The sequence below is a fragment of the Streptomyces sp. NPDC020965 genome, from assembly GCF_044333555.1.
Classification (GTDB): Bacteria; Actinomycetota; Actinomycetes; order Streptomycetales; family Streptomycetaceae; genus Streptomyces.
The window spans coordinates 472,622-487,102 of sequence record NZ_JBIRRE010000007.1 but is presented as its reverse complement, the minus strand read 5'-3'; the positions used below and the strand labels follow the sequence as shown (position 1 = coordinate 487,102).

The following is a 14,481-nucleotide window of genomic DNA, read 5'->3' as shown; positions in this document are numbered from 1 at the left end:
ACCGTACGACTGGATCTGACGGTGCGTCAATCAGTTGGTCGGTGACCGTTTCCGCGATCGGTTCCGGGGGCGGTCCGGGTCGGTCCCGACTGGCAGGCCGGACACCAGTAGGTGACCCGTTCGTCGCGTCCGTCGCCCTGTTCCGCCCGGCGGATGGCGGTGCCACAGCGGGGGCAGGGGAGGCCGCCGCGGCCGTAGACGTGGAGCCGGGCGCCGGCGGGGGAGCCCGGTGCCGTGGTGCGGCGGTCGAAGGTGTTCTTGTTCGCCTCCAGCAGCCGATGGGCGGTGCGCAGTAGCCGCGCGGGAACGTCGTCGGGCAGTTCGCCGACCGGGAGCCAGGGGGTCACCCGGGCCAGGAACGCCAGCTCCGACTTGTAGACATTGCCGATTCCGGCGAGGTTGCGCTGGTCGAGGAGGGCCTCGCCGACGGCGCGGGAGGGGTCGGCGAGGAGATTGGCCAGGGCGGTGTCCGCGTCCCAGTCGGGGCCGAGGAGGTCCGGGCCGAGATGGCCGACGACGCTGTCCTCGTCGGCCGTGCGCAGCAGTTCCAGTACGGGGAGCCGGTAGCCGACCGCCGTGCGGGAGCCGGTGCCCAAGATCGCGCGGATCTGGTGGGCGGGGCCGCCGTGCCAGCGCTCGCCCGCCCCGAAGACGCGCCACGAACCCTCCATCCGCAGATGCGAGTGGAGGGTCAGGCCGCCCTCGAACCGGGTGAGCAGGTGTTTGCCGCGCGGGGTGACGTCCAGGACCGTCCGCCCGGTCAGATCGGCGGTGGCGAACCGGGGCACGCGCAGATCGAACCGGGTGAGCGGCTGTCCGGCCAGGGCGTCGTGGAGTCGTTTCGCGCTCTGCCAGACGGTGTCTCCTTCGGGCATGTCCTCCATGATGCGGGACCGGACGGCGGGGTGGGTCCGGAGCGGGTGGCGGGCGTGGGGCGGGTCCGCTGACGGTGGTACGCGGCGGGGGCAGCTCCGCACGGGGTCCGCGCGGGGGCGGGCTGGAGGCGTGTCCACGGCGGTACGGGGGCGCTTCGCGCCGAGTGGGCTGGGAGGCAGGTCGGCGGTGGTACGGGGGTGGGGCGGCTCCGCGCCTGGTCCGCGGGTGGTGGCGGGGCCTGCCGGGTCACCCTGGGGGGTCGGTCCGGCACCGGTGAGCGGATCGAGCCGGTGCCGGACCGGTGCCGGCGGGGGGCCGCCGCCTCCAGGGGCGTCAGGGATGTCACAGGTGTCAGGGGCGCAGCCGCAGCCCCCTCGGGGTGGCGTGGAAGCCAGCCGACTCCAGGGCCCGGGACAGCGGCGACGTCAGGGCGGGGACGCCGTTCGCGCGCTCCACGGTCACGGTGCCCAGGGCGCCCACCCGGGCCGCCCGCGCCAGCGCCTCGGCGGCCGCACGGAGCGCCGGTGCCTCCGGGTCCGTCGCCCACGACAGCAGGGTCTTGCCGCCGCGCTCCAGATACAGGGTGAGGTCACCGTCGACCAGGACGACCAGTGAGCCCGCCTTCCGACCGGGTTTGTGGCTCGCGCCGTCCGGGGGTTCGGGCCAGGGGAGCGCCGCACCGTACGCGTTGGCGGGATCGGCGGCGGCCAGCACCACCGCCGGGCTGTGCTCCTGGGGATCGGCCCGTTCCCGCGCGGTCGCCGCCGCGCGCAGCCGGTCCACGGCGCCGTCCATCGCGAACTGGGCCGCGCCCAGCCCTTCCACCACATAGCCGCGCCGCGCCTGACCGCTGTCCTCGAACGCCGACAGCACCCGGTAGACCGCCGAGAAGCCCCCGGCCACGCCTTCGGCCGCCACCGCGCCCCGGGTGACCACGCCGTGCCGGTCCAGCAGGGTCCGGGCCAGTGCGTGCGCGCGATGGGTCGGATCGGGCTCGGTGGACGGCAGCAGGGACCACCGGCCGCTCACCGTCGGCGGACCGCCGCGGGAGACGGGGCGGGCGGCGGCGGTCAGGCTTCCGTACCTCCCCCGGGGGACCGAACGCCGCGCCCGGTGGGCCGTGGAGCCCGCCGTCCGGCCGGAGCCCAGCAGGGAGCGCAGCGGCGACAGCGTGTCATTGGTGAGCCGGCCGGACCAGGCGAGGTCCCACACGGCGTCGGCGAGCTGGGGGTCGGTGGCGTCCGGGTGGGTGGTGGCCCGGACCTGGTCGGCGAGCTGACGGAAGAAGAGGCCGTACCCGGGGGCGAGGGCGGTGAGGACGGACTCGTGGAGCGCGGTCGTCTCCAGCGGATGCGGTTCCGGGAGCAGCAGTGGTGCCGCGTCGGCGAGATAGAGGGAGACCCAGCCGTCCTTGCCGGGCAGCGCCCCCGCGCCGGCCCAGATGACCTCGCCGGTCGTGGTCAGTTCGTCGAGCAGGGCGGGGGTGTAGCCCTGGACCCGGGACGGCAGGATCAGCCGCTCCAGCGCAGAGGCGGGCACCGCGGCGCCCTGGAGCTGTTCGACCGCGCGGGCCAGCCCGTCGACCCCGCGCAGGTCGTGGCCGCTCAGATGCTGCCACTGGGGGAGGAAGGTGGCGAGCGCCGCGGGCGGCACCGGCTCGACCTCCTGCCGCAGGGCAGCCAGCGAACGACGGCGCAGCCGTCGCAGCACGGTCGTGTCGCACCACTCCTGGCCGATGCCGGCCGGGTGGAACTCGCCCTGCACCACCCGGCCGGCGGCGGCCAGGCGCTGGAGCGCGCCCTCCGTGACGGCCGCGCCGAGCCCGAAGCGGGCGGCGGCGCCGGTGGAGGTGAACGGACCGTGGGTCCTGGCGAACCGGGCGAGCAGATCGCCCAGCGGGTCCTTGACCGGCTCGGTGAACGCCTCCGGCACTCCCACCGGCAGTGCCGTCCCCAGCGCATCCCGCAGCCGGCCCGCGTCCTCGATCGCAGCCCAGTGGTCGGCCCCCGCGATCCTCACCCTGATGGCGCGGCGCGCCCCCGCCAGATCGGCCGGCCATGCGGCGTCGGCGCCCCGCTCGGCCAGCTCGGCGTCGGTCAGCGGGCCGAGGACTCGCAGCAGATCGGCGACCCCCTCCACATCCTTGATCCGGCGGTCCTCGGTGAGCCATCGCAGCTCCCGCTCCAGCTCGGTGAGGACTTCGGGGTCGAGCAGCTCCCGCAGCTCCGCCTGGCCGAGCAGCTCGGCCAGCAGCCGGGAGTCCAGGGAGAGGGCCGCGGCGCGCCGCTCGGCGAGCGGCGAATCCCCCTCGTACAGGAACTGGGCGACGTAGCCGAAGAGCAGGGAGCGCGCGAACGGGGAGGGCTCGGGGGTCGTCACCTCGACCAGCCGGACCCGGCGGGACTCGATGTCGCCCATTAGCTCTGCGAGCCCCGGCACGTCGAAGACGTCCTGGAGGCACTCCCGGACCGCCTCCAGGACGATCGGGAAGGAACCGAACTCGCTGGCCACCTGGAGCAACTGTGCCGCGCGCTGGCGCTGCTGCCAGAGCGGGGTCCGCTTCCCCGGGCTGCGGCGGGGCAGCAGCAGCGCGCGGGCGGCGCACTCCCGGAAGCGGGAGGCGAACAGCGCGGAGCCGCCCACCTGGTCCGTGACGATCTGGCCGATCTCCCCCTTGCCGAAGACGGCGTCCGCCGCGCCGACCGGTGCCTGTTCGCCGTCGTGTGCCGTGTCGGCGTGGACCGGGTCCTGGTCGAGGAGGTCGAGGCCCATCAGGTCGGCGTCCGGCAGCCGCAGCACGATGCCGTCGTCGGCGTGCATGACCTGGGCGTCCATCCCGTACCGCTCGGCGAGGCGGGCGCCGAGCGCCAGCGCCCACGGGGCGTGCACCTGGGCGCCGAACGGGGAGTGGATCACCACGCGCCAGTCGCCCAGCTCGTCCCGGAACCGCTCGACCAGGATCGTCCGGTCGTCCGGGACATGGCCGCAGGCACGGCGCTGCTCATCGACGTAGGCGAGGACGTTGTCCGCCGCCCAGGTGTCCAGTCCGGCCGCCAGCAGGCGGAGCCGGGCGTCCTCCGGGGAAAGTCCGCCGACCTCGCGCAGGAACGCGCCCACCGCGCGCCCCAGCTCCAGCGGGCGGCCGAGCTGGTCGCCCTTCCAGAACGGCAGCCTGCCGGGGACGCCCGGCGCGGGGGTGACCAGCACCCGGTCCCGGGTGATGTCCTGGATCCGCCAGGAGGTGGTGCCCAGGGTGAAGACATCGCCGACCCGGGACTCGTAGACCATCTCCTCGTCCAGCTCGCCGACCCGGCCGCCGCCCTTCTTGGGGTCGGCGCCCGCGAGGAAGACCCCGAACAGGCCGCGGTCGGGAATGGTGCCGCCGGAGGTGACCGCGAGGCGCTGTGCGCCCGGCCGGCCGGTGACCGTACCCCCGACGCGGTCCCACACCACGCGGGGGCGCAGCTCGGCGAAGGCGTCGGAGGGGTAGCGGCCGGCGAGCATGTCCAGGACCGCGGTGAACGCCGAGTCCGGCAGCGAGGCGAAGGGCGCCGCCCGGCGGGCCAGCGAGAGCAGGTCGTCGGCCTGCCAGGGGTCCATCGCGACCATCGCGACGAGCTGCTGGGCCAGCACGTCCAGCGGATTCGACGGGATGCGGAGCGCTTCGATGGCGCCCTGCCGCATCCGCTCCGTGACGACGGCGGCCTGGACCAGATCGCCCCGATACTTGGGGAAGACGACGCCGGTGGAGACCGCGCCCACCTGGTGTCCGGCCCGGCCGACCCGCTGGAGTCCGGAGGCGACGGACGGCGGTGACTCGACCTGGACGACCAGATCCACCGCGCCCATGTCGATGCCCAGCTCCAGACTGGAGGTGGCCACGACGGCGGGCAGCCGGCCCGCCTTCAGGTCCTCCTCGACCAGGGCGCGCTGCTCCTTGGAGACCGAGCCGTGGTGCGCGCGGGCGAGGAGGGGCGGGGCGCCCTGGGCCGCGCCGGACTGGGCCATGATCTCGGCCGGCGGCCGCTGGCCCGGCTTGCCGGCGCCCGCTTCCCCGGGGGCGGCGGCGTCGAACGCCGTGCCGGTGGCGCGTTCGTACGCGATCTCGTTGAGGCGGTTGCACAGGCGCTCGGCGAGTCGCCGGGAATTGGCGAAGACGATCGTGGAGCGGTGTGCCTGGACGAGGTCGGCGATCCGCTCCTCGACGTGCGGCCAGATCGACGGCTTCTCCCCGCCGCCCTCGCCGGAGGAGTCCGACGCGGGTGAGCCGCCCAGCTCGCCCAGGTCCTCCACGGGGACGACCACCGACAGATCGAACTCCTTGCCCGAAGGCGGCTGCACGATCTCCACCTTCCCGCGCGGCGCGAGATAGCGGGCGACCTCGTCCACCGGCCGGACCGTCGCCGACAGGCCGATCCGGCGGGCCGGGCGGGGCAGCAGCTCGTCCAGCCGCTCCAGCGACAGCGCGAGATGCGCGCCCCGCTTGGTCCCGGCGACGGCGTGCACCTCGTCAAGGATCACCGTCTCGACGCCGGCCAGCGCGTCCCGCGCCGCGGAGGTGAGCATCAGGAACAGCGACTCGGGCGTGGTGATCAGGATGTCCGGCGGTCTGGTGGCCAGCGCTCGGCGCTCGGCGGCGGGGGTGTCGCCGGAGCGGATCCCGACCCGCACCTCCGGTTCCGGCAGTCCCAGCCGCACCGACTCCTGGCGGATGCCGGTCAGGGGGCTGCGGAGGTTGCGCTCCACATCGACCGCGAGGGCCTTCAGCGGGGAGACGTACAGCACGCGGCAGCGCTTCTTGGCGTCGGCTGGCGGGGGAGCTGACGCCAGCCGGTCCAGCGCAGCGAGGAACGCGGCGAGGGTCTTGCCGGAGCCGGTCGGGGCCACGACCAGGACGTCCGAGCCCGCCCCGATCGCCCGCCAGGCGCCTTCCTGCGCTGGGGTGGGCGCGCTGAAGGCTCCCGTGAACCAGCTCCGGGTCGCGGGGGAGAAGGAGTCGAGCGCGTTCCTGGCCATGTCCCCCATCGTGCACCGCACCACTGACAATCGGCCTCCACGAGCCCGGACACGGTCTCCACGAGCCTGGACACGGCCCCTCGATCCCGGCCCACGGCCCCTCGATCCCGGACACGGTTCCATGAGCCCGGTCACGGCCGTCCCCGCCGAGTTCGATGCCCCCGGGCGGCCGGTCTCCCCGGCCGGTCCCATCGGCCCCGGCCCGATCGGGTTTCCCGGACCACCCGGACCACCCGGACCACCCGGACCACCCGGACCACCCGGACCGCTGGTGCGCCCGGAGTGCGGGCGCACGGGCACGGTGAGCACCGGCCCCGCGGATACGGGCCCGCAGGTCAGCGGTGTGCCGGTCGGCGCACAATGGCCGTATGGGCAGGCCACCGCGGGACGAATGGGCCAGGCACTGGCAGTACGAGAAGCTGCCGGGCCTCGATCTGCTGCGCGCCCGTTATGTCCGGCACACCTTCCGCCGTCACAGCCACGACGGCTTCACCCTCGGCGCGGTCAGCGGCGGTGTCGAGGACGTGAGCATGCCGGACGGTGTGATCAGCGCCCGCCCCGGCAGCGTCGTCATGATCAACCCGGAGGTTCCGCACTCCGCCCGCGCCGGGACGCCCGAGGGCTGGGCGTACGCCACCCTCTATCCCTCCCTCGACCTGGTCGCCGAAATAGCGGCCGAGGTCACCACCCTGCGCGGCACCCCGGCCTTCGGCGAGACGATCGTCCACGACCCGGCGACCGCCGAACTGATCCGGGGCGTGCACCAGGCGGCCGAGGCGGGCAACGCCCTCGCCGCCGACAGCCTCCTCCGGGTCGCCGTCGCCCGGCTGCTCGACCGCCACGGCGGACCGCTGCCCGCCCGCGCGCACCGGGACTCCGGAGCCCGTACGGCGGCCATGGCCAAGGCCCTGCTGGAGGAGCGCATGGCCGAGCCCCCGTCGCTGGAGCGACTCGCCGGGGAACTCGGCACCAGCCCCTTCGCCCTCCTGCGCGCCTTCAGGGCGGCCTACGGGATGCCGCCCCACACCTGGCTCACCGATGCGCGGGTGCGCCGTGCCCGCCACCTCCTGGAGGCCGGGAGCACGCCAGCCGAAGCGGCCGTCGCCGTCGGATTCACCGATCAGCCGCATCTGAACCGTCATTTCACCCGGATCGTCGGTGTACCGCCCGGCGCGTACCGCAGGGAACGCGCCGGGCGGTAGGCCCTCGATCAGCAGGCGTGGGCGGGGGCCTTGTGAATGGCGGCGTGCGCCCGCGCGCGCCGCGGACCGACTTCGGTGCTCCGGCCCGCGCAAGAACGTACAAGACCGTCGAAGGGGAGCCCCCGTAACGTCCGCCGCGTGCCAGAACAGACAGCTCCCCCCGAGAGTCCCCCACCGATACGCTCCGGATCACCCGGTGCCGCCGAGCCCGTGGCCAAGCCGGACGCCGCCGTCGTCCGTGACGCGCTCGGTGTCGGTGTCGCCGTCGGCCTGTCCGGCTTCGCCTTCGGGGTGACCTCGGCCGGATCGGGGCTCAGCCTTCTTCAGACCTGTGTGCTCAGCCTGTTCGTCTTCACCGGCGCCTCCCAGTTCGCCCTGGTCGGCGCGCTGGCGGCGGGCGGCAACCCGTTCACCGCCGCGGCCGGGGCCTTCTTCCTCGGCGTGCGCAACGCGTTCTACGGGCTCCGGCTCTCGCAGCTCCTCGCCCTGCCCCGCTTCCTGCGGCCGCTCGCCGCGCACTGGGTGATCGACGAGACCACGGCCGTCGCCCTGGCCCAGCCGACGCGCCGGGCCGCACGGCTCGGATTCACCGTGACCGGTTTGACGCTGTACGTGCTGTGGAATCTGACGACGCTCGCCGGCGCGCTCGGCGCTGAGGCCATCGGTGACACCGACGCCTGGGGGCTCGACGCGGCCGGTCCCGCGGTCTTCCTGGCGCTGCTCGCGCCCATGCTGCGGTCGGGCGCGGAACGGGCCGTCGCCGGGATCGCGGTCGTGCTGGGGCTGGGCCTGCTGCCCGTACTGCCCGCGGGCGTGCCGGTGCTCGTGGCCGCGCTCGCGGCGCCCGCCGTGCTCTGGTTCCAGGGGCGCGGCCAGGGCGGCCGCACCGCGCCGCGCGACGACATGCGTACGAAGGGTGAGGACCGTTGAGCATCTGGATCGCGATCGTGGCGACCGCCGTCGGCTGCTACCTCGTCAAACTGGGCGGGCTGCTCGTACCGGCCCATGCCCTGGAGCGCCCTCTCGTCCAGCGGCTGGCGGCCCTGCTGCCGGTGGCGCTGCTGGCCGCGCTCACCGCCCAGCAGACCTTCGACGCGGGCGGCTCCCTCGTCGTCGACGCCCGCGCGGTGGGGGTGGGGGCGGCGGCGCTCGCCCTGGTGCTGCGCGCGCCCTTCCTGGTCGTCGTGGGGGTGGCGGTCGCCGTCACTGCGGGGGTACGGGCGCTCGGCTGACCGGGCCACCGGGCCACCGGGCCGGGCGGCCATCGCCCCGCCCGTACGCCCGAGGCGGGCGACGGGGCCGGTCCGGGAGCTGCCCGGCACCCGATCGGACCACGAAGCCCGCCCGCCCCGCCCAGCATCGGGGCCGGACCACGAAGCCCGCCCGCCCCGTCTGCTTCACCCACTCGGCACCCGAGCCGGACCGTCCGCCCGGGCCGCTGTGGACGAAGCCCGGCTCCGGGTGCCCCAGCGGCCCGAACGCCCCATGCGGTGCCCGCCCGGGGCCGGTCAACCGATCGACCGCCCGGGGCCGGTCAGCCGATCGACCGCCCGTACGCCCGCAGCGTCCGCAGCGCCTCGATGGTCACGATCGGCCTGGCCTCCAGCGCCGGCCCCGGGGCCCACTGCCGCCAGTTGACCGGCCAGCCGCCGTCGTCCCGCTGCTCGCTCTCCAGATGGTCCAGCGAGCGTTCCATCTCCTCCTCCGTGAACCAGCGCCGGGCCAGTGACCGGGGCGTACGGGCGTAGTCGTACGGAAAGTGGTGCTCGCCGGGTGCGTAACCGTCCGCGACCGGGTATTCGGCGAGTCGGTTTGGGTCGAGCACCACCTGGCGCAGTTCGCGGACCCGCCGCCCCAACCGGTCCGCCGCGGCCTCCGCCCGCGACCGGTCCGGCACCTCGTCCAGAAAGGCGACGGCGGCCTCGATCTCATAAGGATGCGACTGTGCCAGCCCCTCGACGGCGGCCCAACAGAAGTCCGTGGCCCGGAAGAGCCACGCGTGCCACACCTGATTGCGGTGCAGCAGTCCGACCACCGGCCCGGTGGCCAGCAGCTCGCCCGGAGGGTCGTCCACGATCGGGATGAACGGCGCGGTCGGGTAGTCACGCTGCGCGGGACGGATCGCGGGCAGCGCGCCGTCCCGCGTCGAGACGCTGGTGAGATAGCGGCAGATCCGCTCCGCGAGCCGTCCGCCGCAGCGGTCGACGGAGTCCAGGACGCGCAGGGCGTGGCCGGTGTGCAGCGGCTGGCTGACGGGGCCGCGCAGATCCGGTTCGAGTGCGTGGCCGTAGCCGCCGTCCTCGTTGAGATACGCGGCCAGTGCGGTCTCGACGGCCTCCGGACCACCGTCGGGCCCGCCGAGGAAGTGGTACGCGAAACGCCGCTGTTCCAGGACTCGCGCGGTGAGCCAGACGAAGTGTGCGGCACGGGCGAGCGGTGATGAAGGGGAGGGGGATACTCCGGTTCCAGCCATGTTGCCGACCGTAGGACGGAAAGGGCTTTCGGCATGGGAGCGGGGACGGACCGCACCCCTGGAGCGGGATACTGACGTCATGCGGTTGACGATTTTCTGGGAACGGATGGCGGACCACTTCGGACCGTCGTACGCGGACTCCTTCGCCCACGACCATGTGATGACCGAGCTGGGCGGCCGTACCGTCCAGGAGGCGTTCGACGCGGGCTGGTCGGCGAAGGACGTCTGGCGGGCGGTCTGTGCCGCCGTCGACGTTCCCGCGGACAAGCGCTGACGTCGGTCAGCCGGAGCGCCGGGGGCACGGCCGGCGGTTGCGTCCGGGCGAGTGAACCCGGCCGGCGGACGGTGACGCGCCCGGTGGGATCCGGGGCGCGGCGTCGACAGGGCCGTGCGTAGGCGAGACTGGCTCAGTGGCCCCGAAGACCGGCAGTGAGCAGAGCGACCGAGACAGGACCGACCAGGGGGTGCCCCGGCAGGGCGGCACCCCCGACGCGGTTCCCGACACCCCTGAGGAGGGGGTGATGCCGCCGAACCCGCCGCCGCCCGGCCGGGTGGCCGGATCGGCCGGTTCCGCCCGGATGCCCGCCTGGCTGCCGCGCGCGATGGTGCTCGCACTGGCGCTCTACGCCTGTTTCCAGCTCGGCAACTGGGCCTTCCATCAGCTCATCGGGCTGCTCATCAACATCCTGATCTCGTTCTTCCTGGCGCTGGCGATCGAACCCGCCGTGGGCCGGATGGCGGCGCGCGGGATGCGCCGCGGGCTCGCCACCTTCCTGGTCTTCTTCGGAGTACTGGTCGCGGGGGTCGGCTTCGTCGTCCTGCTCGGTTCGATGCTCGCCGATCAGATCGTCACCATGGTCGGGGACTTCCCCCAGTACCTCGACTCGGTGATTAGCTGGATCAACCAGACCTTCAACACCAAATTGTCCCGAGTGGAGGTCCAGGACAGCCTGCTGCGCTCCGACTGGTTGCAGAAGTACGTGCAGAACAGCGCGAGCGGGGTGCTGGACATCTCGACCACCGTGCTCGGCGGACTGTTCAAGCTGCTGACGATCTTCCTGTTCTCGTTCTACTTCGCGGCCGACGGGCCCCGGCTGCGACGCGCGCTCTGCTCCGTACTGCCCCCTGCCAAGCAGACAGAGGTACTGCGCGCCTGGGAGATCGCCGTCGACAAGACGGGTGGGTACCTCTACTCGCGCGGTCTGATGGCGCTGATCTCCGGCGCCGCGCACTTCATCCTGCTGGAGATCCTGGGTGTGCCCTACGCGCCGGCGCTCGCCGTCTGGGTCGGTCTGGTCTCGCAGTTCATCCCGACGATCGGCACCTATCTGGCGGGCGCGCTGCCGATGCTGATCGCGTTCACCGTGAACCCCTGGTACGCGGTGTGGGTGCTCGGTTTCGTCGTGGTCTACCAGCAGTTCGAGAACTACGTGCTCCAGCCGAAGCTCACGGCCAAGACGGTGGACATCCACCCCGCCGTGGCCTTCGGCTCCGTGGTCGCCGGTACCGCGCTCATGGGTGCGGTCGGCGCGCTGATCGCGATTCCGGCCGTGGCCACCCTCCAGGCGTTCCTCGGCGCGTATGTGAAGCGGTACGACGTGACCGACGATCCGCGGGTGCACGGGCACCGCCGGCGCGGGTCCGGTCGGACGTTGCGGGCCGTCCGTTCGCTGCTGAAGCGGCGTGGCGCCGCCGACGGCGGCCCGGCGCCGGACGACCGGTCGTCCGGCGGCCAGGCGCCCGCGGATCCGGCCGCTGGGGACTCGGCCGCCGACGCCGGGACGCCCGGCGGCAAGTGGCGTGGCGAACGCTGGCGCGGCCGGAGGCGCTGACGGCCCCGGGCGCCGCACGCCGCGGCCCGAAGCCGCCCCGGTCCCGCAACCCGTACCGCCCCTGCCTCCGGTCCTGCACCCGCCCCCGCCGCCCTGCTCCTGGTCTCGTACCCGCCGCCCCCGGCTCTGCTCCTGCTCCCGGTTCCGGGGAAGCGGGTACGCCGGGTCGCGCGGCGGGGCTCAGGCCGTGCCGCGGCCCTGCTCCCAGGCCGCACGCAGGGCGGCGACCTCCTGGGCGACGTTCACCCGCGCGCTGTCGAGACACATCAGCTGGGCCCGTTTGCCGTTCCGGCCGTAGACGTACGCGATGGCGGCCGGCGCCAGGGGCTGTCTGGCCGCGGCCGGGTTGGGCTGCGCGCGGATGTCCTGGATCTCCGCCCAGCCGAACCGGGTGCGCCGGAAGAAGCCGCGGACCTCTATGCCCCGGGCGTCAGCGAAGGTCCCGACGCGGTGGGCGGTGAACCACGCCCGGCCGATGAGGCCCGCGAAGAAGACCGGGAGCAGCACCTTCAGCCACGCCGGTGTGATCCCGTCGCTGAGCACCGGCCCCAGCACGGCCAGTGAGAACAAGGTCAGTACCGTCATCAGGATGCCGATGCGGCTCGATCCCAACCGGTATGCGCGCGGCAGTGTTCCGTGGCTCATGTGCACGTCCCCCATGACTCTCGCGTCTTCCCGGCGATCCGTCCCGTCCCCGCAGCCGGGGGGCTGAGAGTCTAGAAGCCCTCATGACCGGCTGAACAGAGCGGGCGCGGGCGGGGGTGCCCGCCTCCATTGCCTCTGCCTCCGCACGCACCCGCTCTGGCACCCGCCCGCCTCCGCACCCCCGCCCGCCCGAGCGCTACGACGCGTCGGTGCCGGACCCCGCGACCGCCCGGTCGCGGGGTCGCGCCGCGCCGACGGATGCGCTTGACACCAAAATCGAACATCCATTCTCATGGGGTTCCTGTCCCCCGTCGTGCCTGGGTTGTCCACAGGCGGGACGGCCGCGGAGGCCCATTGTCAGTGGCAGGGGTTAGCGTCATTGACGTGAAGCGATCGACACAAGCAAATCGGGTGGAACCCATGGCAGGAAACGACCGCGAGAAGGCGCTGGACGCCGCGCTCGCACAAATTGAACGGCAATTCGGCAAGGGCGCGGTGATGCGCCTCGGCGAGCGGCCGAACGAACCCATCGAGGTCATCCCCACCGGCTCGACCGCGCTCGACGTCGCGCTCGGTGTCGGCGGTCTGCCGCGCGGCCGGGTGGTGGAGGTCTACGGCCCGGAGGCTTCGGGTAAGACGACCCTCACCCTGCACGCCGTGGCCAATGCGCAGAAGGCGGGCGGCGCGGTGGCCTTCATCGACGCCGAGCACGCCCTCGACCCGGAGTATGCGAAGAAGCTGGGCGTCGACATCGACTCCCTCATCCTGTCCCAGCCGGACAATGGCGAGCAGGCGCTCGAAATCGTCGACATGCTGGTCCGTTCCGGCGCGATCGACCTGATCGTCATCGACTCCGTCGCCGCGCTGGTGCCGCGGGCGGAGATCGAGGGCGAGATGGGCGACTCCCACGTCGGCCTCCAGGCCCGGCTGATGAGCCAGGCGCTCCGGAAGATCACCAGCGCGCTGAACCAGTCGAAGACGACCGCGATCTTCATCAACCAGCTCCGCGAGAAGATCGGCGTCATGTTCGGCTCGCCGGAGACCACGACCGGTGGCCGCGCGCTCAAGTTCTACGCCTCGGTGCGCATCGACATCCGCCGCATCGAGACCCTCAAGGACGGCACGGAGGCGGTGGGCAACCGCACCCGCTGCAAGGTCGTCAAGAACAAGGTCGCGCCGCCCTTCAAGCAGGCCGAGTTCGACATTCTGTACGGGCACGGGATCAGCCGCGAGGGCGGTCTGATCGACATGGGCGTGGAGCACGGCTTCGTCCGCAAGGCCGGCGCCTGGTACACGTACGAGGGCGACCAGCTCGGCCAGGGCAAGGAGAACGCCCGCAATTTCCTGAAGGACAACCCCGATCTCGCCGACGAGATCGAGAAGAAGATCAAGGACAAGCTCGGCGTCGGGGTCAGGGCGAAGCCGGAGGCTTCCGCCGCCGAGGCGGGCGCCGACACGGCGGGTGCTCCCGCCCCGGCCGACGAGTCGGCGAAGTCCGTTCCCGCGCCCGCCACCAAGGCCAAGACGGCCAAGGCGGCGGTTGCCAAGAGCTAGGGCTCGCGGTGTCTTTCGCGCGACAGCGGCGGACCGGGGGACAGGGCGGCGGCACCGACTCGTCGAGGGCCGAGAAGGAGTCGTCGCCCCAGGATCCGGCTGAGCAGGCGCGGGCGATCTGCCTGCGCCTGCTCACCGGGACCCCGCGCACCCGCAAACAGCTCGCGGACGCGCTGCGTGAGCGGGAGATCCCTCAGGAGGTGGCCGACGAGGTGCTCTCCCGCTTCGAGGACGTGGGCCTGATCAATGACGCTTCCTTCGCGGGCGCCTGGGTGGAGTCCCGGCACCACGGCCGGGGACTGGCCCGGCGTGCGCTGGCACGCGAGCTGCGGACCAAGGGCGTCGACCCGGTCCTGATCGACGAGGCCCTGGGACAGCTCGACTCCGACCGGGAGGAGGAGACCGCGCGCGCATTGGTTGCCCGCAGACTCCCCGCCACCCGGGGGCTCGACCGGGACCGCCGGATACGCCGGCTGGCCGGAATGCTGGCCCGCAAGGGGTACGGGGAAGGGGTGGCCCTGCGGGTGGTCCGACAGGCGCTGGAGGAAGAGGGCGAGGACCTGGAGGGCGTGCCGGAGGACCTCTGAACGGTCCCGGTACCGGCGGGGGCGACATCCCGCGCTCGGGCGGAGACGGTCCGCGACCGCCCGGGGACGGCACCCGGACCGGAGCAGACGGCCGGAGGGCCGCGGCCCTCCGGGACCTCCGGGACCGCGACGACAGGGGGACGGCCCCCGGCCCCGGCGCATGAGTCCCGAGGCCGGACCGCACCCGGCCGTTCCCGGCACCGGAGGCCCCCGGCGATCCGGGACGGGCCCCCCGGCGCCGAGTACCGGCGTCCTAAGCGTGCTCCTCCGGGCCATGTCCGGCCGATGTTGTCGGG

At 73.6% G+C, this 14,481-nt stretch carries 10 protein-coding genes and 1 pseudogene; 7 read left to right on the top strand and 4 right to left on the bottom strand.

Going from position 1 to position 14,481, the window contains the following annotated elements; translation table 11 throughout:
- Positions 1-26: 26 nt before the first annotated feature.
- Together ACH4S7_RS23330 and ACH4S7_RS23325 are read right to left on the bottom strand one after the other, a co-directional pair.
- Positions 27-875 carry an Fpg/Nei family DNA glycosylase gene (locus ACH4S7_RS23330; RefSeq protein WP_398523161.1) on the bottom strand — a complete coding sequence of 283 codons (849 nt, stop codon included), beginning with the start codon at positions 873-875 and terminating at the stop codon, positions 27-29.
- A 352-nt stretch (positions 876-1,227) separates the two neighbouring features.
- Entirely contained in the window at positions 1,228-5,892 is a 4,665-nt protein-coding gene (locus ACH4S7_RS23325) for an ATP-dependent helicase (protein WP_398523160.1), read from the bottom strand.
- A gap of 368 nt (positions 5,893-6,260) precedes the next feature.
- Here ACH4S7_RS23325 and ACH4S7_RS23320 point away from each other — a divergent pair, with 368 nt between their 5' ends.
- The 3 genes from ACH4S7_RS23320 to ACH4S7_RS23310 all read left to right on the top strand — a co-directional run bounded on the left by ACH4S7_RS23320 (position 6,261) and on the right by ACH4S7_RS23310 (position 8,326).
- On the top strand, positions 6,261-7,094 hold the full coding sequence (locus ACH4S7_RS23320) for an AraC family ligand binding domain-containing protein (RefSeq protein WP_398523159.1): 834 nt from the start codon (positions 6,261-6,263) through the stop codon (positions 7,092-7,094).
- Positions 7,095-7,271: 177 nt separating this feature from the next.
- Entirely contained in the window at positions 7,272-8,024 is a 753-nt protein-coding gene (locus ACH4S7_RS23315) for an AzlC family ABC transporter permease (RefSeq protein ID WP_398523194.1), read from the top strand.
- The gene (locus ACH4S7_RS23310) at positions 8,021-8,326 is read left to right on the top strand and encodes an AzlD domain-containing protein (protein WP_398523158.1); all 306 of its coding nucleotides are present in this window, start codon (positions 8,021-8,023) and stop codon (positions 8,324-8,326) included. Before ACH4S7_RS23315 ends, ACH4S7_RS23310 begins: the two co-directional genes overlap by 4 nt.
- Positions 8,327-8,628: 302 nt before the next feature.
- Here ACH4S7_RS23310 and ACH4S7_RS23305 read toward each other — a convergent pair whose 3' ends face one another.
- On the bottom strand, positions 8,629-9,567 hold the full coding sequence (locus ACH4S7_RS23305) for a hypothetical protein (protein WP_398523157.1): 939 nt from the start codon (positions 9,565-9,567) through the stop codon (positions 8,629-8,631).
- 79 nt (positions 9,568-9,646) lie between these two features.
- On the opposite strand from ACH4S7_RS23305, the gene ACH4S7_RS23300 reads away from it, so the two are divergent.
- Both ACH4S7_RS23300 and ACH4S7_RS23295 read left to right on the top strand, forming a co-directional pair.
- Positions 9,647-9,841, top strand: coding sequence for a DUF3046 domain-containing protein (locus tag ACH4S7_RS23300; RefSeq protein ID WP_398523156.1), 195 nt, complete (start codon positions 9,647-9,649; stop codon positions 9,839-9,841).
- Between the two features lie 304 nt (positions 9,842-10,145).
- Complete coding sequence (locus tag ACH4S7_RS23295) at positions 10,146-11,399, top strand: AI-2E family transporter (RefSeq protein WP_398523193.1); 1,254 nt, start codon at positions 10,146-10,148, stop codon at positions 11,397-11,399.
- Between the two features lie 180 nt (positions 11,400-11,579).
- On the opposite strand, the gene ACH4S7_RS23290 is transcribed toward ACH4S7_RS23295, so the two are convergent.
- Positions 11,580-12,044 carry a PH domain-containing protein gene (locus tag ACH4S7_RS23290; RefSeq protein ID WP_398523155.1) on the bottom strand — a complete coding sequence of 155 codons (465 nt, stop codon included), beginning with the start codon at positions 12,042-12,044 and terminating at the stop codon, positions 11,580-11,582.
- Between the two features lie 420 nt (positions 12,045-12,464).
- Between ACH4S7_RS23290 and recA the strand changes: the two genes are divergently transcribed.
- Complete coding sequence (gene recA / locus ACH4S7_RS23285; RefSeq protein WP_398523154.1) at positions 12,465-13,598, top strand: recombinase RecA; 1,134 nt, start codon at positions 12,465-12,467, stop codon at positions 13,596-13,598.
- Positions 13,487-14,185: pseudogene (gene recX, locus ACH4S7_RS23280) on the top strand (recombination regulator RecX); the annotation flags it as partial. The gene recA and the pseudogene recX, both read left to right, overlap by 112 nt.
- Between the last annotated feature and the right edge of the window lie 296 nt (positions 14,186-14,481).